Here is a 19337-nt window from a genome sequence, read left to right as displayed (position 1 = left end):
GGTGATGGCATGACTCCTGGCAGCGAATTCTACTGGTTCATCCTGATCGGTCTTGGCGCGCAGCTGGTCGACGGCGCGCTGGGCATGGCTTTCGGGCTGGTGTCCTCGTCGGTGATGCTCAGCATGGGCCTGCCACCGGCTGCGGTCAGCGCAAGCGTGCACACCGCCGAGGTGTTCACGACAGGCGCATCCGGCGTTTCGCACCTGGTGGCCGGCAATGTGGACAAGCGGCTGTTCCTGCGCCTGGCCCTGCCCGGCGCGGTGGGCGGCGTGGTCGGCGCCTATGTGCTGACCCAGCTGCCAGGCGAGGCGATCCGTCCCTTCATTTACGTTTACCTGCTGATCCTGGCCATCTTCATCCTGCTGCGCGCGGCCGGGCGGCTGGTGCCGCGCCAGGAAGTGAAGCGGGTCCCGGTGCTGGGCTTCTTCGCCGGGCTGCTGGACGCCAGTGGCGGCGGCGGATGGGGCCCGGTGGCCACCTCTACCCTGCTCGCCCGTGGCGGCCAGGCGCGCACGACCATTGGCACGGTGAATGCCGCCGAGTTCGTGGTGACCCTGGCGGTGTCGATCACCTTCCTGCTGTCGATGGGCCTGCAGTACCTGAACATCGTGGCCGGCCTGCTGATCGGCGGCATGATGGCCGCGCCTCTGGCGGCGGTGCTGGTGAAGCGGGTCAAGGAGCGCTGGGTGCTGGTGGCCGTGGGCGTGCTGGTGCTGTCGATCAGCCTGTACCAGATCGGCGGCGCGGTGCGCGGTTGGCTGGCGGGGTAAAAGCGCGGCGCGGTGCGCCGTCGCCCTACCAACGGTAGGGCGCTACCGGGATGTGGCCGGGGGCGCTACCGGCGCGTGGCCGGGGCGCCCGCTGCGCATACCGGCAAGGCGCGCCAACGGTAGGTATCGACCGTTGGTCGATACGCCTCAGCGGTCGCCGCCGCGATCCACGCAACCCCAGTTGAGGATCCGCGTGCCGGGCTTCAGCACCTGGCGGAAGTACGCGACCTTGGACACCTTCGGGTTCACCACCACCGGCTCCTTCGCTGCCAGCAGCAACGGCAGGTCCGCGGTGCTGTCCGAATAGGCCACATCGATGTCGCCATAGCCGCGCTCGCGCAGCATGCGCATCTTCTCTTCGTTGTGGCAATGGCGCGTGGCACCAACCGCACCGAAGCGCGGGCCCACTTCACTGCCGATCACCGGCACGCCCTGATGGGCGACAAACGCCAGGATGGCGCGGGCCAGCTCCGGCGGCGCGCCGGTCGCCACCACCACCCGGTCGCCCTGCGCCCGGTGCGCGGCGAACACCGCCAGCGCCTCCGGCAGCAGCTTGGCGCGCAGCTGCGCCTCGTGCTTGATCACGTAAGCGTCGATCACGCGGTTGAACTCGCGCGCACGGTGCAACCCGAACGTGGCGATCCAGACATAGACCGAAATGCCGGTACGCCGGGTCGGCAACATCGCCACCAGCGGCCCCGCCACCGGCGTTACCAGCAGCGCAGCGAGCAGCCGCAACGGGTTGCGCTTGATCAGCGACGCGAACAGGTGGCTGCCGGAATCGCCGTCGTACAGGGTGTGGTCGAAGTCGAACACCACCAGCGGCGCGTCGTCGTGCGGAGTCGGGTAGGTCGCAGTCATGCGTTGAAGAATAGCTGACGCAGGCCCTCGCCGGGCTCTTCCACCCGCATGAAGGCCTCGCCGACGAGGAAGGCGTTGATCCCGTTGCCCCGCATCAGCGCCACGTCATCGGGCCCGAGGATGCCGCTCTCGGTCACCAGCAGGCGGTCGCGCGGCACCGCCTGGCGCATGTCCAGGGTGGTCTGCAGCGACACCTCGAAGGTACGCAGGTTGCGGTTGTTGATCCCGATCAGCGGTACCGGCACCTGGATGGCGCGCTCCAGCTCGTCGATGTCGTGCACTTCCACCAGCACATCCATGCCCAGCTGCATCGCCAGGTCGGACAGCTCGGCCAGCTGGCGGTCTTCCAGCGCGGCCACGATCAACAGGATGCAGTCGGCGCCCAGCACCCGTGCTTCGTACACCTGGTAGGCATCGATCACGAAGTCCTTGCGCAGCACCGGCAGGGTGCAGGCCCCGCGTGCCTGCTGCAGGTAGGCGTCGTCGCCCTGGAAGAAGTCCACGTCGGTCAGCACCGACAGGCAGCTGGCGCCGCCAAACTCATAGCTCACCGCGATGTCGGCCGGGTGGAAGTCCGGTCGGATCACACCCTTGGAGGGGCTGGCCTTCTTCACCTCGGCGATCACCGCCGGGTCGCCGGCCGCGATCGCCGCGCGCAGCGCGTCGGCGAAGCCGCGCACCGGCGGGGCCTCGGCCAGGCGCGCCTGCAGCGCTTCCAGCGGGACCCGCGCACGGCGCTCGGCCACTTCTTCGGCCTTGCGGGCCAGGATGGTCTCGAGGATGTCGCTCTTGTCGCTCATGTCGTTCGGGGTCCTTCAGGCCGGCCATTATCGGCCAGCCCACAGCAAAGCGTGAAATCGGGCTCAGCCCGCGCGGCGGATGCGCTGGGTCGCATCCACGTAATCCTGCATGCGCTGGCGTGCGCTGCCGTCGGCGATGGCCGCACGGGCGCGGGCCAGGCCGTCCGCAATGCTGCTGGCCACCCCGGCCACGTACAGCGCGGCGCCGGCGTTGAGCGCCACGATATCCAGCGCCGGACCCGCTTCGTTGTCGAGCACTCCCAACAGCATGGCGATCGATTCCTCCGGGCCGCCGACCTTCAGGTTGCGGCTGGCCGACATGGCAATGCCGAAATCCTCCGGATGGATTTCGTATTCCCGCACCTTGCCGTCGCGCAGCTCGCCGACCAGGGTACCGGCGCCGAGCGAGATCTCATCCATGTTGTCACGGCCCCACACCACCATGGCGCGCTCGGCCCCCAGCTCGCGCAGCACGCGCGCCTGGATACCGACCAGGTCCGGATGGAACACACCCATCAGCACGTTGGTGGCACCGACCGGGTTGGTCAGCGGACCGAGGATGTTGAAGATCGTGCGCACGCCCATTTCGCGCCGCACCGGCGCCACTACCTTCATGGCGGGGTGATGCATCGGCGCGAACATGAAGCCGATGCCGGTTTCACTGATCGCGCGGGCCACCTCCTCCGGACGCAGTTCGATGATCGCGCCCAGCGCTTCGACCGCATCGGCGCTGCCGGACTTGGACGACACGCTGCGGTTGCCGTGCTTGGCGACCTTGGCCCCGGCGGCGGCCACCACGAACATCGCGCAGGTGGAGATGTTGAAGGTATGCGAGCCATCGCCACCGGTACCGACGATATCGATCAGGTGGGTGCGGTCTTCAACCGGCACGGCCAGCGCCAGCTCGCGCATCACCGTGGCCGCGCCCGCGATCTCGCCGACGGTTTCCTTCTTGACCCGCAGGCCGGTGAGGATCGCGGCGGTCATTACCGGCGACACCTCACCGCGCATCACCTGGCGCATCAGGTCGACCATCTCGTCGAAGAAGATCTCGCGGTGTTCGATGGTGCGTTGCAGGGCTTCCTGGGGGGAGAAGGTCATGTGGATTCCTTTGCAGTACGGATGCGGCGCCTCAGCGCTGCAGGAAGTTCTTCAGCAGGGCGTGGCCATGCTCGGTGAGGATCGATTCGGGATGGAACTGCACGCCCTCCACTGGGTACTCCCGGTGGCGCAGGCCCATGATCTCTTCGATCGTGCCGTCCTCGTTCTCGGTCCAGGCCGTGACTTCCAGGCAGTCGGGCAGCGTGGTCTTGTCCACCACCAGCGAGTGGTAGCGGGTAGCCTGGTAGCGATCCGGCAGGCCGGCGAACACGCCTTTGCCTTCGTGCCGGATCGGCGAGGTCTTGCCATGCATGATGGTGCCGGCGCGGATGACATCGCCGCCGTACACCTGGCCGATGCCCTGGTGGCCCAGGCACACGCCGAGGATCGGCGTGGTCGGCCCCAGCCGCCGGATCAGCTCCAACGACACGCCCGCTTCGTTGGGCGTGCACGGGCCGGGCGAGATCACGATGCGCTCCGGCGCGAGCGCGGCGATCTCATCGACGCTCAACGCGTCATTGCGCACCACCTTCACTTCGGCGCCCAGCGTCTGCAGGTACTGCACGAGGTTGTAGGTGAAGCTGTCGTAGTTGTCGAGCATCAACAACATGATCAGGATCCGTCTTTGATGAGGAAAATGGCGTACACGTTTTCGGTGTACGTGATGGGGGCGGCGGCGAGCAGTTCGCCCACCGCGGCGGGCGCGGGGGCGCGGCTGCCCGTGACCTGCACTCGATCCAGCGAGCGGCCTTCGGCGTAGTCCTCACGGTCCGGTGCGCCGGGCGCGGTTGGCCAGGTGCCTGCCTGGACACCGTAGGCGAAGCTCGGAGCCACGTCGGAGATGCTGTACAGCCCGGTGATCCGCGCGCCATAGGCGTCGGCGAGCCCCTTGGCCGACGCACGCGTCTGTGCCGCCGCTTCGGCCTTGAGCTCGGCACGCACGCGGGCTGCGCCGGAGTAGGTCGGCGTGGCGGTGCTCACCTGTACTTCGCGACTGGCTTTCAATTCGCCGAGAAAAGCCTGCAGGGCCTGGGCGGTCGGGAACGCGGCTTCGAGGTCGCGGCTTACGGCCGTGCCTTCAAAAACGTCCTTGCCGTCGTCGTAGCGCGTGGACGGCTCGATGCTGAGATTGTCAGCGCGCACCGTATCGGCGATGGCGCCATGCTGGGTAAACAGCTGCATCACCCGCTCGCTGTTGGCCTGCACGCGCTTTCGGGCGATATCGGTCTGCATGTCCACCGACTCCAGCGCTATCTTCACCACGAAACGGTCTGGCAGCACGGTGCGGCTGGCGTTCCCCTTGACCAGCAGGTGCGGTTCGGACGGTACGGTATTGGCCTGCGCCCACGCGCTCGGGGCCACCATGGCCAGTGTCGACGACAGCAGCAGTGCGTGCAGCAGCTTCATGCGGTTGATCCTTGTCGGGTGATGGATGCAGTGAACACCGTGGCCTGGGCCACGGCACGTAGACCTCAAAGACCCTTGGCGGCCTGGGCGACGGCACGGAACAGCGCGCGGCCCTTGTTCATGGTCTCGTCCCATTCCTTGCCCGGGTCCGAGTCGTAGACGATGCCGGCACCGGCCTGCACGTGCAGGCGGCCGTCCTTGATGACCGCGGTACGGATGGCGATCGCGGTGTCGGCATCGCCGTGCCAGCCGATGTAGCCGATGCTGCCGGCGTACACGTTGCGCTTGATCGGTTCCAGTTCGCGGATGACTTCCAGCGCACGGATCTTCGGCGCGCCGCTGACCGTGCCGGCCGGGAACGTGGCGCGCAGCACGTCGGCATAGCTCAGGCCGGGCTGCAGCTGCCCGGTGACTTCGCTGACGATGTGCATCACATGGCTGTAGCGTTCGATCACGAACTGCTCGCCCACTTCCACGGTGCCGGCCTTGGAGACGCGACCCGCATCGTTGCGGCCCAGGTCGATCAGCATCAGGTGCTCGGCGCGTTCCTTCGGATCGGCCAGCAGTTCGGCTTCCAGCGCGTTGTCTTCTTCCACCGTGGCGCCGCGCGGGCGGGTTCCGGCGATCGGGCGCACGGTCACTTCACCATCCTGCAGGCGCACCAGGATTTCCGGCGAGGAGCCGACCACCTGCACGTCGCCGGTGTCGAGGAAATACATGTACGGCGACGGATTCAGCGCGCGCAGCGCACGGTACACATCCACCGGGCGTGCCTTGAACGGCACGCTCAGGCGCTGGCTCAGCACCACCTGGAAGATGTCACCGGCGCGGATGTATTCCTTGGATTTATCCACCGCGGCGATGAAACCTTCGCGGGTGAAGCCGGACACGAAGTCGTTTTCGTCCAGTACGTCGCGGGTGATGGGCGCCGGATAGCCCGCGCCGGGCGCGCGGAGCTTGGCCACCAGTCGGTCCAGCCGCGCCTGTGCCTCATCCCATGCGCCGGGCTGGCCCGGATCGGCGTGGACGATCAGGTAGAGACGGCCCTTGAGGTTGTCGAACACCGCCAGCTCTTCGGAGTGCAGCAGCAGGATGTCCGGCGTACCCAGCTCATCGCGGCCGCGCGGCGGGGCCAGGCGCGGTTCGATATAGCCGATGCACTCGAACCCGAACCAGCCCACCAACCCGCCGGTGAAGCCCGGCAGGCCGGCCAGCTTGGGCACCGAATGGGCGCTGCGCAGCGCCTCCACTTCGGTGAACGGGTCGGCCACGTCACGGGTTTCCACCACCTGCCCGGCTTCGCTGACGGTCAGGGTGTGGCCGTGGAAGGCGTACACACGGCGGGCCGGCAGGCCGATGATGGAGTAGCGCCCGAAGCGTTCGCCGCCTTCGACCGATTCGAACAAATAGGTGTGCGGGCCGTCGGCGAGCTTCAGATAGACCGAAAGCGGCGTGTCCAGGTCGGACAGCACTTCACGGACGACGGGGATGCGGGTGTGGCCTTCAGCGGCCTGCTGCTGGAACTGCTCGAGCGTGATCAAGACGACTTTCCTTCCGGGAAACGGCGGTGGCGGGACGGACGACGGCAACAGGCCACCATCGCCAACCACGGCGAGCGGAAGAAAGGGTATGCGGGGTCGTCAGAATGGACACCCGGGGACTGTACCGCATTGGCGGCACCGGATGGAACCCGGGGCGTGGCAGCCCAATGGACAAAGGCCTCAGGCCGGAGGTAGCGCCGACTGTTAGTCGGCTGCTTGACCGGGCAGCCGACTAACAGTCGGCGCTACCCTCGTTCCAGCCGTTCCACCCGTGCCAGCCGTTCCAGGCGTTCCAGGCGTGCCAGCCAATCCCGGCGGCCGTTCCAGCGGCCGCCGCCGGTCCCACCCGCCCCGCCTCATCCCATCCGGCGCGCGGCCTGCTGCTCCTGCTCGCGCTGCTGCTCGGCCCCCAGGTCGGCCACCAGCGCCGGGGCAGCAGCGGTGCGTTCCTGCTGGCGGTTGACCTCGGCCACCTGCTCGGTGCTCACGCTGAGCGGCTGCTGCCGGCCGGCCACCACGTCCACCTGGGCCAACTGGCGGTGGACCGAATCGAGGTCTTGGGTATCGACCGCGAACACGCGGGTGCGGTCCTCGCTGAGCACGACCCGCTCGATGCGTTCCAGACCCTCCTGGGTGGCCTTCGCCGCCAGCGCACCGGCCAGCTGGTCGCTCTGCAGGTCGGGCACGCGGTTGTGGGCGGCATCGATGCCGTGCACCCCGGCTTGGGCGCCTTGGAACATGTGGTACTGCCTGTGGTCCGGATCGTTGATGCCGACCACCAGCGTGGACGGCTCGGCGGCGATGGCCGCGTGCTTCTCCGTCGGGTGCTGGATGCGCTCATGCTGCTCCAGCAGCGCGCGCGCCTGCGCTTCCTGCTTGATCAGCTCGGCATCGAGACTCGGAATGACGGTATCGGCCATGCCGTGGCGCGCTGCCGCCTCGCCGAAGGAAGGGCTGAGCCCCTCGATCACCCGCGCAGACCTGGCGAGGTTTGAGAGGTTGTGCAGCGCCAGCGGTGGCGGCCCCGCCGGCACGTGGGTAGCCGCGGCCGTGGTGAGACCTGCCCCTGCTCCGCCCACCGTAGCGAAGACGGCCGGAGCGTGCGAGCTGATGCCTTTCACATGGGACGCAGCCAGATCGTAACCACTGTCCACATAGGCGCCGGCGGTGGCGAACCCGTTCTGCAGCTTGCCCGCCACCCACTGACCATTGTGGCCAATGGCGGCGGCGCTGCGGTCGCCCACCGCACGGATGCCTTCTGCGTCGGACTGCGCGTGGCGGGTAGCGCTTTGTGCCCGGTGTTCGCCGTCGTGGCGGGTGCGCTCGGCTTCCTTGGCCAGACGCTCGGACACGCTGTCCAAGCCGACCTTGTCAGTAATCCATGACAGTGCCGACATGCCACCCGAGCGCGCCTGCGATTCGGCCCGATGCAGGGTGGCTTCGATGCCGCCGGTCAGCTCGCGTCCGGACGCGATTACAGTGGTGCCGGCTTTGGTGCCGACCTGCAGGGTGGCAGAACCGAAGTTCACCACTTGGCCAATGGCCATGCCCTGGGTCTTGAGCACGACCTCGGCACCATCGCCCGCCTTGTCCAGCACGTGCGCGCCAGCTGCCCCCACCCACTCGACCTGCTCGCCGATGATGCGGCCTCCACGCATACCGTAGCCAGTGGCATGCAGCGCGTGTGACAGCGGGCCCGCAAGCTCCGCCACCTGGCTGGGTGCCGCCACGTTCGGGCGGTCGACGATGCTGGCGTCCTTGTCACTTTTGTCGACCATCTTGGAGTCAAGCAACAACTCAAGCTTGCCCGCCGCCACGGGGATGTTCCGCAGCGCCTCCTGCCCAGGCTTGGTCGCCAGCTGTTCGACGAACTGCGCGGCCGAGGTCTGCGCCCCCGCCGGCATCATCTCGCGAAGCTTGTCGCCGACCAGCTTCTGCATGGCCGGCTCTTTCAGCAGCATGCCCATTTCATTGGCGAGCACACCGTAGCCCCGGCGCTGTTCGTCGCTGAGCTTCTGCATGCCGTTCTGTACATCATTCAACACCTCGCCAGCGGCCTGGTAGGTGTGCACCGTCTGCTGCGGATTGAAGGTCGGCAGACCGTTTTCTTTGGCGAAACGCGCCGGCGTGTCGGGATGCAGGCCGGCCGCGTTGAAGGTAGTGGCGCGGGCACCGGTGACGGCAGAGGCGGCGGACGCCATGCCGCCGCCGAGGGAGTGGCCGGCGATTTCGAAGTTGTTTCCGACCCGGTCTTGCAGACGTACCGCCAGCGTCATCGCGCGATCGTAGTAATCGCTACGCATGCCGATACCCTGCTGGCCATTGTTGAGGAAGTCCTCGCCGCCAGATTCGCGCCGACCACTCGGAACGGAAGGATCGATGATTTCGCCTGTCGAGCCTTTGAATACGACGACCGGCTTGGCCCCCTCACCCAATACGCCCTTGTCAGGAATGTAAATCTCTGCGCGGAACCCAGACTGCGTGGGGCTGAGATGATTGCGAACTTCTTCATCCGTCATATTGATGCCAGCGGCTCGAAGGGCCTCCGGATCAGCACTGGCGCGGATCCAACCGACAGGTGGTTTGCCATCACCCTTGGCTGATTGATAGACATCGGCGGCAAGACCGGCCATCTCGCTCGCATGGTAGGTTTCCTGCAGACGGTCCGCTTCGCTATCGTTGCCGCTTTCACGCAGCTGCTCGACAAGACGACTCTGTTCGCGGATGGCGCGGGCGCGCGTTTCAGTATCGGGACCACTCATGGCAAGCTCCATTGCACAGTGAAGGCGCGCGTTCCCCCCGAGCCGCGCTGGTTATCGAATAACAGAACGTTTTGCTAATGTCACCCCTTCAGGGGCTCAACATCAGGATGATCATGCGCGCGGGCCTTCACAACTTGATGACAAAAACCCTTCTAAGTGCGGCATGGCTCACACTTTTTGCGCTCAGTGGGTGCGCCGCGACGTCCGCACATGGTGCAGACCAGTATTTCTCGGGGAGCGAGTTGAAGCTGGCGATCGCCAGCGAAGACGGCGATGTAGATGCCATTCGGCGGCTCATCAAGGACGACGGTGTTGAACCCGACAAGTCATTTTCCAGCCGCGATGGCGTTCCACTGCTGGCGTGGCCCTTGCGGGCCAAGAACCTGGATGGCTTGCGCGCCATGTTGGAAAACGGCGCAGACCCCAATGCGCGACTGGTGAAGCAGATGAACGGTGAGGTGGTCCACTTCAACAATGCCATGGTCTACGCCGCCAAGATGGACGACCCGCGCTTTCTCGCATTGCTCCTGAAGCATGGTGGCGACCCCAACACGCGCAACTCCAACAACGAAACATTGCTCTACCAGGCATTCATCAGCGGCAACCAGTGGAGCAACGTTAAGCAATTGGTCGAGGGCGGCGCGGACGTGAATGAGCCCAGCCTCGGCCCTTCCGATACCCCTGTCAGCTGGTACAGCGGACGTGGCGCCTTCGAACACGTTTACTGGCTTCTTGAGCACGGCGCGGACCCGAGCGTGATGCTCAAGTCATCAATCGGCGAGCCGGACCGCATGTTCGTTGCGGAGCACATCTACTGGGGCATCACCACTCCGGATCTTCTGCCGTGGCAGAAGAAGTGCCAGCAGTGGCTGATCCAGCGCAACATCCCGCGTCCGCCAATGCCAGACGGAATCAGGCAGAAGCGCGAAGCTTTTGGCTTCCCAACGAGAGAAGAGGATGTTCCGCTTCTTTAAGAATGCGCCCCTCCTTGACCTCTCCGAGCCCCAGAATTGAGAATACTTCCCGCTCCTGAAGCACTCCACGCCGCGAAGGTTGCATCTGCTGCTATCGCATTTCTGACTATGCTTCTGGTCAGTGGCTGCGCGGCATCTTCTTCGCATGGCGCTGGCGAATATTTCGACGGCAAGGCATTGGAGCTGGCTGTCGCAACAGAGACTGGTGACGCGGAAGCCATCCGCCACTTGATCAAAGATGCGGGGGTCGATCCCGACTCTACGTTCGGGCGTCGCGATGGGATTCCCATCGTGGCGTGGCCGCTCCGCGCAGGCAATCTGGAAGGTCTTCGCGCACTGCTGGACAACGGGGCCGATCCGAATGCGCGCGAAGTGAAACAGACGAACGGCAGGGAGATTCGCTTCAACAACGCGATGGTCTACGCCGCGAAAATGGAACACCCGCGATTTCTGGAGTTGCTCCTGAAGCATGGTGGAGATCCGAACACGCGCAATTCTGCCAATGAAACGCTGATGTTGCAGGCGTTCCTCAGCGGAAATCAATGGAAGAACATCCAGACGTTGCTGGAGCATGGCGCGAACATCAACGAGTCCAACCTCACCAAGGGAGATGACACGGTTCTGAGTTGGTACACCAGCCGGGGCGGATTTGATTCTGCCTATTGGCTGCTGGAGCATGGCGCAGACCCGACCATTTCGTCGCGTCCGCCCGCTGGATCCAACCTTCCATCGCGACAGATGATGGTTGAGGAGATTTACTGGGGCGTCACCACGCCCGAACTTCTGGCTTGGCAGAAGAAGTGCCAGGAATGGCTGGTCGCACGAAACATCCCGCGTCCACCGATGCCTGAGCACATCCGCAAGAAGCGTGAAGCCTTTGGGTTCCCCACGAGAGAAGAGGATGCCCCCCTTCTCTGACAAGGCATCTATCCTGAATCCTCGGAGCACCGGCGTTGAAAGGCTTGCCAAAGGTTGAAGCGACTCATGTAGTGCAGGCCGCGCTGGCGGTAACCGCATGGCTGATGCTTTTTGTGTTCAGCGGCTGCACGGCAGCTTCTTCGCATGGCGCCGATGACTACTTCGATGGGAAGGGATTGGAGTTGGCTATCGCGACCGAAACCGGCGATATGCAAACCATTCGCAGCCTGATCAAAAATGAAGGGGTCGATCCCGACAGTGTCTTCGCCAAGCGCGACGGTATTCCCTTGGTCGCATGGCCGCTGCGCGCAGGGAACCTGGAGGGACTGCGCGCACTTCTGGAAAACGGCGCCGACCCGAACGCGCGTCAGGTGAAGCAAGTGGAGGGTCGCGAACTCCGCTTCAACAACGCGATGGTCTACGCCGCCGAGATGGACGATCCACGCTTCCTTGAGCTGCTCCTCAAGCATGGCGGGGATCCCAACACTCGTAACTCTGCCAACGAGACCCTGTTGTTCCAAGCCTTCATCTCTGGCAACCAGTGGAAGAACGTCAAACTCCTGGTCGAGAATGGTGCGAACATCAATGAGGCAAATCGGGGAAGCGCCGATACGGTGTTGAGCTGGTATACCACTCGCGGCGCCTTCGAACATGCGTACTGGTTGATGGAGCATGGTGCGGATCCGACGATCATGCTTACCCCGCCTAAAACGTCGGGTAAGCCCAATCGAATGATCATGGCCGAGCACATCTATTGGGGTGTGACCACGCCAGATATCCTGCCCTGGCAGAAGAAATGCCAGCAGTGGCTGGTCGCTCGGAATATTCCACGGCCGCCCATGCCGGACGGCCTCCGGCAGAAGCGTGAAGCGTTTGGATTCCCAACCAAAGAAGAAGACGTGCCTCTTCTCTAAAGACTTGCCCATCCTGCCCCCTTTCGAGGACGAGAATTGAGACTAGTTTCGCCCCCTGCAACCACCGTTTTCAGGAAAATTGCGCTCGCCGCCATGGCGCTACTTACTTTGCTCATGGTCAGTGGCTGCGCGGCGTCGTCTTCACATGGCGCTGGCGAATATTTCAACGGCAAAGCGTTGCAGCTTGCCGTCGCGACCGAGACTGGGGACGCGGAGACCATCCGCCACTTGATCAAAGATGAAGGCGTAGAGCCCGACTCTTCCTTTGCACGCCGCGATGGCATACCACTGATTGCGTGGCCACTACGCGCCCGCAGCCTGGCGGGACTAAGGGCGCTGCTTGAGGCTGGCGCTGATCCTAATGTGCGTGAGTCCAAGCACATGAATGGAGAGATGATTCACTTCAACAATGCGATGGTCTACGCAGCCAAAATGGACGATCCAAGCTACCTTGAGCTTCTGCTCAAACATGGCGGAGACCCGAACACGCGCAACATCAACAATGAGACTCTCCTGCTTCAGGCATTCCTTAGTGGGAACCAGTGGAAGAACATCCAGACGCTGATTGAGAACGGCGCGAACATCAACGAATCCAGCCTGAGCATGGGCGATGACACGGTTCTGAGCTGGTACACAAGACGAGGGGGATTCGATTCGGCCTACTGGCTGCTTGAGCATGGCGCGGATCCCACGATTTCGAAGCAGGCGGCCAGTAGATCGGATGGCACCGCCAGGCAGAAGATGGTCGAAGACATCTACTGGGAAATCACAACACCCGACCTGCTTCCGTGGCAGAAGAGGTGTCAGCATTGGCTGATCGCACGAAACATCCCGCGTCCACCGATGCCTGAGCACATCCGCAAGAAGCGTGAAGCCTTTGGGTTCCCAACCAAAGAAGAGGACGTCCCTCTTCTCTGAAGATTTTGGCCATCCTGATCCTTCCGAGTACCAAAGTTGAGACTACTTCCACGCCCTCTGACGACCATTGCCGTGAAAATTGCACTTGCTGTAATGGCACTTCTGGCTTTGCATCTGGTCAGTGGCTGCGCGGCATCTTCTTCACATGGCGCTGGCGATTATTTCAACGACAAGGCGTTGCAGCTCGCCGTCGCAACCGAGACGGGGGACGCGGAAGCCGTCCGCCGCTTGATCAAGGATGAAGGGGTCGATCCTGACTCTACGTTCGGCCGTCGCGATGGGATCCCCATCGTGGCGTGGCCGCTCCGCGCAGGCAATCTGGACGGCCTTCGCGCACTTCTAGACAACGGGGCCGATCCGAATGCGCGACAGGTGCGGGAGATCGACGGCAATCCCTTCAAGTTCAACAACGCCATGATGTATGCCGCTCGGTTGGAGGATCCCGCCTTTCTGCAGCTGCTCCTGAAGCATGGCGGCGACCCCAACACGCGGAGCAGTGGCGGGGAATCGTTGCTGTTCCAGGCGTTCATCAACGGCAACCAATGGAAGAACGTCCAACAGTTGGTGGAAGCGGGCGCGAAGGTCAACGAGAACAACCTGGGCAAGGCTGATACGGTGTTGAGCTGGTATACCGCCCGCGGTGGTTTCGACGCGGCGTACTGGCTGCTGGAGCACGGCGCGGACCCGACCCTTTCTGCACCCGCTGCGTCGGGATCAAGCAGTCCCGCGCGCCAGATGATGGTGGAAGACATCTATTGGGAAATCACCACGCCCGATCTTCTGCCGTGGCAGAAGAAATGTCAGCAATGGCTGATCGCGCGCAACATTCCGCGTCCGCCGATGCCTGAACACATCCGCAAGAAGCGTGAGGCGTTCAAGTTCCCGTCACGGGAAGAGGATGTTCCGCTGCTGTGACGCAGTTGCATAGGGCAAGAGCAGCCGGGCAGAGCCCGGCTCTACGGCGAGTGATGCGGCAACGGCTACTGCAGGAGCGCGCTGTCGAGCGGCAGGTGCATGCGCACGCGTGCTGCGACGCAGTCGATGCGGAAGCGGCGCGCGCGGACCGGTTCGCCGTCCAGGTTGAGGGTCATCGGCTCGTCGGCATCGATTTCCACCCACGGCGCGCGGGTGCGCTCGGCCACCTGCTCCAGCGCGCCCTGCTTGCCGCCACGGATCAATGCGCCCAGCGTCGAGGCGACTTCGCCACTCAGCTCCGGGATCACGGTGAGATCGAGCAGGCCATCGTTGACCAGCGCTTCGGGGCACAGGACCTGGCCACCCCCGGCCTGGCGGCCGTTGCCGATGCCCAGCGCGATGAAGCCGCCCTCCCAGCTGAAGTCCGGGGTGCGCAGCCGCGCCTGGATGGGCTCGATCCGGCCCAGCCGGGAGATGCCGGTCACCAGATAGGCCAACCCGCCGAGCACCTTCTTCAGGCCCTCGTCGGTCTCCACCGTCACTTCGGTGCCGAAGCCCCCGCTGGCCACGTTCGCGCACCACCACAGGTCACCGTCGGCGTCGATCCGCAGCAGGTCCAGCGGGCATGCCGGCTGGGCGAGGATCATCTGCAGCGCCTGGATCGGCTCGTCGGGAATGCCCGCCGCGGTAGCGAAGTCATTGGCCGTGCCCAGCGGCACCAGCCCCAGGGTCGGCAGCGCGTCCGCCGCCTCGTCGCGGTGGGCCAGGGTTTCCGCCACTTCGCTCAGGGTGCCGTCGCCACCGGCGGCGATGATGGTATCCACGCCATGCTCGATGGCCTCGGCCACGTAGCGCTCGGCGTCGCCATCTTCCCAGGTGACCCGGGCCTCGAGCGTCACACCCTGCTCGCGAAGCGCATGCACCGCCTCGCGCAGCTCGACGTTGCCCGTGGACTTGCCATTGAGGATCAGACGCCAGCGAGGACCACGCATACCGCACTTCCATGGGAGGGGGAGGCGCAGGCTATCAGCCCGGTGGCTCAGTGGCAGTGAACGTCATCAAACGGTCACCGGGCGCCCGGAGAATGGAAGTCCATAGCAGGGACGATGGATGGAGGCAGGATCAGCCTCCCGCTATTCCCAGGGCCGCATTCTCAAGGGTGCGGTCTTTTTTTTGGGGCCGGGGGCAGACCGAGCGCATCCCGTCTATATACTCGACCAGGCCTTGCGGAATGGCGGACCACATGGGGTCCAATACGAAGTCGACCCCTTCGCGCCTGGCCAACTTTGCTGCGGGCACGAAATCGGCGTCGCCGGCCATCAGAATGATCTGACGAACCTGCCGCTTCAGGGCGAGGGAAGAGATGTCGATGCCTATTCGCATGTCGACCCCTTTCTGCCTTATCACTGGATGGACGTCTTCGGCTGCAAGATCGGCGAAACATCGACGTCCCTTCAGCAGATCATCAAGTACCCCGGGGCTGGCAGACCACGTATTGAAGTCGGTCAAGTGGCCCAGTCGCAGGGCAACCTTGCGCATCTGACGCAGTTTCTCGTGCAGCTCCCGTCGAAAGAGCGCTTCTGGTGAACGAGAGTAGTCAACGCACTGACCTGATATCGGATTGTGCATCCGTTTGAGAAGCGGAGGGCAATCGTAGAAGAAGATTCGATACAGATTCCTTGTTTCGCCCGTGGGCGAACGAAGGTGCGCTAAAGCCCATCGATGGGCCTGATCAGCCGCCCGGGGCGCGTTGTATGCATTTTCTGGCTCGATCCGCCGAAATCGCTTGATGAAGTAGCCGCCGTCGATGAGGACTGCAGTGGGCATGCCTTTGCCTCCGCGGAACGTGATCAAAAAAAAAGCCCCCGTTTCGGCCGTCCCGCGATCAGTAGGGGGGCGTACTTGGAGGGCTGGATGGACCAATTCTGTTACGGCGACATCCGCGTGACAAGGCATTTGTCCCTATCGGCTACAGCTCGAACATTGATAGCTCCGATCATGGCCTTCGCCGCACATGCGTTCAACCTCCTCCGGCAAACGCCTTCAGGGCTTCGCCCTCGAGGCGGTACACCGTCCACTCGCTCTGCGGCTTGGCACCGGCGGCTTCATAGAACTTGATGGCCGGCTCATTCCAGTCCAGCACCGACCATTCGAAGCGACCACAGCCCTGGGCCACGGCCAGGCGTGCGATGTGCTGTAGCAGCGCCTTGCCGGCGCCACTTCCGCGACTGGCCGGGCTCACGTACAGGTCTTCCAGGTAGATGCCGTTGCGGCCCAGCCAGGTGGAATAGTTGTAGAAGTACACCGCGTAGCCGATCGCCTCGCCACCGGCTTCGCAGACCAGCGCGCGGGCCTTGGCGCCCTCGCCGAACAGGCTGGCGACGATGCCGGCCTCGTCGGTCTGCACCGACGATTCCGCCTTCTCGTAGATGGCCAGTTCGCGGATGAAGCGCAGGATCAGCGCGGCATCGGCAGCGGTGGCCTCGCGGATCTGCAGCGCCGGCGCACCCATGCTCAGCCCCGTGCCTTGGCTACGTTGTGGCGCATCTGGTCGATCACGTCCTTGTAGCTGATCGGCGCGTTGAAGATCGCAGAGCCGGCCACGAAGGCGTCGGCGCCGGCGGCGGCGATCGCGCCGATGTTGTCGGCCTTGACCCCGCCATCGATTTCCAGGCGCACGTCGCGGCCGCTGGCATCGATCTTCTGGCGCACCACGCGCAGCTTGTCCAGCGCCGAGGGAATGAAGGCCTGGCCGCCGAAACCGGGGTTGACCGACATCAGCAGCACCAGGTCCAGGTCGTCCAGCACCCAGTCCAGGATATCCACCGGCGTACCGGGATTGAGCACCAGGCCCGGCTTGCAGCCCAGCGAGCGGATCAGCTGGATCGTGCGGTGCACGTGGCGGCTGGCCTCGGGGTGGAAGCTGATGTAGGTGGCACCCGCCTCGGCGAAGTCCGGGATGATGCGGTCCACCGGTTCCACCATCAGGTGCACGTCGATGGGCGCGGTCACGCCGTGCTTGCGCAGCGCCTGGCAGACCATCGGGCCGATGGTCAGGTTCGGCACGTAATGGTTGTCCATCACGTCGAAGTGCACCCAGTCGGCGCCGGCGGCAAGCACGTTGTCCACTTCCTCGCCGAGGCGGGCGAAGTTGGCGGACAGGATGGACGGGGCAATGATGCAGTTGGACATGGCCGGGGCCTTCAGGACGTGGAGAGGGGGCGGCGCGCGCTCAGCGCTTGCGCAGGGTCTTGATGCGGTCGTAGGCGGCATTGAGCTGGCGCGACCTGCGCTCGGCCTGCTGGCGCAGCTCCGGGGCGGCGCCCACGACCTTGTCGGGATGGTACTGGGACATCAGCCGGCGGTAGGCCAGGTCGACCTCGGCATCGGTGGCCTCGGAGGTCAGCCCCAGCTCGCGGTAGGGGTTCTCCCTGTTCAGCCGGAACCAGTCGGAATCGAAGGCATGCCCGATCAGCAGGCCGACCACGGCACCAAACAGCGGATTGGGCCTGAAAAGCAGGGCCCCGGCGATGAATCCGAGCAGTTTTCCGTACCAGCGCATGGTCGTCGGGTCGGCCGCGGCAACAAAGGAACCTCATTTTACGTCACAGCGGCCCCAACCCGCTTTACACTAGGCCGCCCGCTGTCCCTGCGGGCCCTCCGGGTGCCCTGGACAGCTGTCTCGACGAAGCCCCAGGAGTGCCCGTGCCGACCACGTTGTTGCAATCCGATCTCCCCGGCCTGCCCTTGCGCCATCGCGGCAAGGTGCGTGATGTTTTCGACATTCCGCGCGAACGGCTGCCCGCCGGCACGCCGCCGGGGGACTACCTGCTGATGGTCGCCACCGACCGTCTGTCGGCCTTCGACGTGGTGCTTCCCGATCCGATCCCGGGCAAGGGCGAAATGCTCTGCCAGGTGTCCAACTTCTGGTTCGCCAAGACCGCCCACCTGATGCCCAACCACCTGACCGGCATCGACGTGGCCAGCGTGCTGCCCGAGGGCGTGGACGCGGCGCTGTACGCCAGGCGCGCGGTGGTGACCCGCAAGCTCAAGCCGGTGCCGGTGGAAGCCATTGCCCGCGGCTACCTGATCGGCAGTGGCTGGAAGGACTACCAGCGTACCGGCAAGGTCAGTGGCATCGAACTGCCCGACGGCCTGCGCCAGGCCGAACAGCTGCCCGAGCCGATCTTCACCCCGTCGACCAAGGCCGCCGTGGGCGACCATGACGAGAACATCGATTTCGATGCGATGGTGAAGACCGTCGGCGCGGACCTGGCCGAGCGCGTGCGCGACGCCACCCTGCGCATCTACAAGTTCGCCGCCGATTACGCCCGCGAGCACGGCATCATCCTGGCCGACACCAAGTTCGAGTTCGGGACCGATGCCGATGGTCGCCTGTACATCATGGACGAGATGCTGACCCCGGACTCCTCGCGCTACTGGCCGGCCGACGAGTACGAAGTGGGCACCAGCCCGCCGAGCTACGACAAGCAGTTCGTCCGCGACTACCTGGAAACCCTGGACTGGGGCAAGACCGCCCCGGGCCCGAGCATTCCGGCCGAGGTCATCGAACGCACCCGGGCCAAGTACGCCGAGGCCCTGCAGAGGCTGGCGGGTATTTCGGTCGATTGATGCCGCCGGTCGAAGCCGGCGGCATGGAGTGCGGCGTGCTGCACTCCAACGGTAGAGCCGACTGTTAGTCGGCTGCGGGGTAGAGCCGACTGTTAGTCGGCTTGCGCGGTAGAGCCGACTGTTAGTCGGCTGCGGGGTAGAGCCGACTGTTAGTCGGCTGCGGGGTAGAGCCGACTGTTAGTCGGCTGCGGCGGAGCAGCGGACTAGCAGTCCGCTCTACCCGTCCCGTCCCGCCCTGCCCTGCCCTACCCGTCCGCTGTCGGGAGTATTCTGTGGTCACTCCGGAGGCTCAATGTCCACCACGACCCAGCTTGTGCGACCCATCGATCGCTATTTCGCCAGCTATTCCAACGACCACCGCAACACGCTGAACCAGCGCATCCATGTGGTGGCAGTGCCGGCGATCCTGTGGTCGGTGATTGCCCTGCTGTGGTGCGTGCCGCCGCTGATCACCTGGTTCCAGTACGGGGTGTGGGCGGGGCTGGCGATGTTCACCGCGTGGTGTTTCTACAACAAGCTTTCGCGCCGGCTCGGGCTGGGCATGCTGGCCCTGCTGTTCGTGTGCGGCTGCACCTGCCGCCTGCTGGAAGCGGAAATCGGCCTGGCCAACCTGGGCTGGTTGGGGCTGGGGGTGTTCGTGGTGGCCTGGATTGCCCAGTTCATCGGCCACAAGGTCGAAGGGCGCAAGCCCAGCTTCCTGACCGACCTGACCTATCTGCTGATCGGACCGGCCTGGGTGATGGCCAAGGGCTATCGCCAGATGGGATGGCGATACTGATTCATTGGACTGCGCTTGCCACGCAGGGCGTGGCATTACGTCATC

At 64.6% G+C, this 19337-nt stretch carries 20 protein-coding genes; 8 read left to right on the top strand and 12 right to left on the bottom strand.

The features are described 5' to 3' along the window. Window positions 1-9 precede the first annotated feature (9 nt). A complete protein-coding gene (locus FSZ13_RS07490) occupies window positions 10-771 on the top strand; it encodes a sulfite exporter TauE/SafE family protein (protein WP_145478924.1) in 762 nt (253 codons plus the stop codon). 147 nt (window positions 772-918) lie between these two features. On the opposite strand, the gene FSZ13_RS07485 is transcribed toward FSZ13_RS07490, so the two are convergent. The 7 genes from FSZ13_RS07485 to FSZ13_RS07455 form a co-directional block, all read right to left on the bottom strand. Next, complete coding sequence (locus tag FSZ13_RS07485) at window positions 919-1632, bottom strand: haloacid dehalogenase-like hydrolase (protein ID WP_145478923.1); 714 nt, start codon at window positions 1630-1632, stop codon at window positions 919-921. After that, window positions 1629-2432 carry an indole-3-glycerol phosphate synthase TrpC gene (gene trpC / locus FSZ13_RS07480; RefSeq protein ID WP_145478922.1) on the bottom strand — a complete coding sequence of 268 codons (804 nt, stop codon included), beginning with the start codon at window positions 2430-2432 and terminating at the stop codon, window positions 1629-1631. Before trpC ends, FSZ13_RS07485 begins: the two co-directional genes overlap by 4 nt. Before the next feature lie 63 nt (window positions 2433-2495). After that, window positions 2496-3533, bottom strand: coding sequence for an anthranilate phosphoribosyltransferase (gene trpD / locus FSZ13_RS07475; RefSeq protein WP_145478921.1), 1038 nt, complete (start codon window positions 3531-3533; stop codon window positions 2496-2498). Between the two features lie 31 nt (window positions 3534-3564). After that, window positions 3565-4143 carry an anthranilate synthase component II gene (locus FSZ13_RS07470; protein ID WP_145478920.1) on the bottom strand — a complete coding sequence of 193 codons (579 nt, stop codon included), beginning with the start codon at window positions 4141-4143 and terminating at the stop codon, window positions 3565-3567. A 2-nt stretch (window positions 4144-4145) separates the two neighbouring features. Next, window positions 4146-4940: an SIMPL domain-containing protein gene (locus tag FSZ13_RS07465; protein WP_145478919.1), complete on the bottom strand. Its 795-nt coding sequence runs from the start codon at window positions 4938-4940 to the stop codon at window positions 4146-4148. Window positions 4941-5005: 65 nt separating this feature from the next. Then, window positions 5006-6481, bottom strand: a complete 1476-nt coding sequence (gene trpE / locus FSZ13_RS07460; protein ID WP_145478918.1) for an anthranilate synthase component I — start codon at window positions 6479-6481, stop codon at window positions 5006-5008. A 356-nt stretch (window positions 6482-6837) separates the two neighbouring features. Continuing rightward, complete coding sequence (locus tag FSZ13_RS07455) at window positions 6838-9243, bottom strand: XVIPCD domain-containing protein (RefSeq protein WP_260844118.1); 2406 nt, start codon at window positions 9241-9243, stop codon at window positions 6838-6840. A gap of 113 nt (window positions 9244-9356) precedes the next feature. Here FSZ13_RS07455 and FSZ13_RS07450 point away from each other — a divergent pair, with 113 nt between their 5' ends. The 5 genes from FSZ13_RS07450 (at window position 9357) to FSZ13_RS07430 (ending at window position 13882) form a co-directional block, all read left to right on the top strand. Beyond that, a complete protein-coding gene (locus tag FSZ13_RS07450; protein WP_260844117.1) occupies window positions 9357-10217 on the top strand; it encodes an ankyrin repeat domain-containing protein in 861 nt (286 codons plus the stop codon). 108 nt (window positions 10218-10325) lie between these two features. Continuing rightward, entirely contained in the window at window positions 10326-11135 is an 810-nt protein-coding gene (locus tag FSZ13_RS07445; RefSeq protein WP_186308871.1) for an ankyrin repeat domain-containing protein, read from the top strand. A gap of 35 nt (window positions 11136-11170) precedes the next feature. After that, the gene (locus FSZ13_RS07440; RefSeq protein ID WP_260844116.1) at window positions 11171-12049 is read left to right on the top strand and encodes an ankyrin repeat domain-containing protein; all 879 of its coding nucleotides are present in this window, start codon (window positions 11171-11173) and stop codon (window positions 12047-12049) included. A 93-nt stretch (window positions 12050-12142) separates the two neighbouring features. Continuing rightward, entirely contained in the window at window positions 12143-12967 is an 825-nt protein-coding gene (locus FSZ13_RS07435; RefSeq protein ID WP_145478916.1) for an ankyrin repeat domain-containing protein, read from the top strand. Window positions 12968-13039: 72 nt separating this feature from the next. After that, window positions 13040-13882, top strand: coding sequence for an ankyrin repeat domain-containing protein (locus tag FSZ13_RS07430; protein ID WP_260844115.1), 843 nt, complete (start codon window positions 13040-13042; stop codon window positions 13880-13882). Between the two features lie 65 nt (window positions 13883-13947). On the opposite strand, the gene yegS is transcribed toward FSZ13_RS07430, so the two are convergent. The 5 genes from yegS to FSZ13_RS07405 form a co-directional block, all read right to left on the bottom strand. Further along, window positions 13948-14874, bottom strand: a complete 927-nt coding sequence (gene yegS / locus FSZ13_RS07425) for a lipid kinase YegS (RefSeq protein ID WP_145478915.1) — start codon at window positions 14872-14874, stop codon at window positions 13948-13950. A 130-nt stretch (window positions 14875-15004) separates the two neighbouring features. Further along, window positions 15005-15709 carry an NYN domain-containing protein gene (locus FSZ13_RS07420; RefSeq protein ID WP_145478914.1) on the bottom strand — a complete coding sequence of 235 codons (705 nt, stop codon included), beginning with the start codon at window positions 15707-15709 and terminating at the stop codon, window positions 15005-15007. A 193-nt stretch (window positions 15710-15902) separates the two neighbouring features. After that, a complete protein-coding gene (locus FSZ13_RS07415) occupies window positions 15903-16394 on the bottom strand; it encodes a GNAT family N-acetyltransferase (protein ID WP_145478913.1) in 492 nt (163 codons plus the stop codon). Window positions 16395-16396: 2 nt separating this feature from the next. Continuing rightward, a complete protein-coding gene (gene rpe, locus FSZ13_RS07410) occupies window positions 16397-17074 on the bottom strand; it encodes a ribulose-phosphate 3-epimerase (protein ID WP_068854293.1) in 678 nt (225 codons plus the stop codon). A 40-nt stretch (window positions 17075-17114) separates the two neighbouring features. Next, window positions 17115-17444, bottom strand: coding sequence for a J domain-containing protein (locus FSZ13_RS07405; RefSeq protein ID WP_070207432.1), 330 nt, complete (start codon window positions 17442-17444; stop codon window positions 17115-17117). Between the two features lie 143 nt (window positions 17445-17587). Here FSZ13_RS07405 and FSZ13_RS07400 point away from each other — a divergent pair, with 143 nt between their 5' ends. Continuing rightward, on the top strand, window positions 17588-18514 hold the full coding sequence (locus tag FSZ13_RS07400) for a phosphoribosylaminoimidazolesuccinocarboxamide synthase (protein WP_186308870.1): 927 nt from the start codon (window positions 17588-17590) through the stop codon (window positions 18512-18514). A 292-nt stretch (window positions 18515-18806) separates the two neighbouring features. Beyond that, complete coding sequence (locus tag FSZ13_RS07395) at window positions 18807-19292, top strand: DUF962 domain-containing protein (RefSeq protein ID WP_145478911.1); 486 nt, start codon at window positions 18807-18809, stop codon at window positions 19290-19292. Window positions 19293-19337 lie beyond the last annotated feature (45 nt).

The sequence above is a fragment of the Stenotrophomonas rhizophila genome (assembly GCF_007667275.1).
Classification (GTDB): domain Bacteria; phylum Pseudomonadota; class Gammaproteobacteria; order Xanthomonadales; family Xanthomonadaceae; genus Stenotrophomonas; species Stenotrophomonas maltophilia_AE.
Note: the sequence above shows the minus strand (reverse complement) of the source record. Positions and strands in the feature narration are given on the sequence as shown.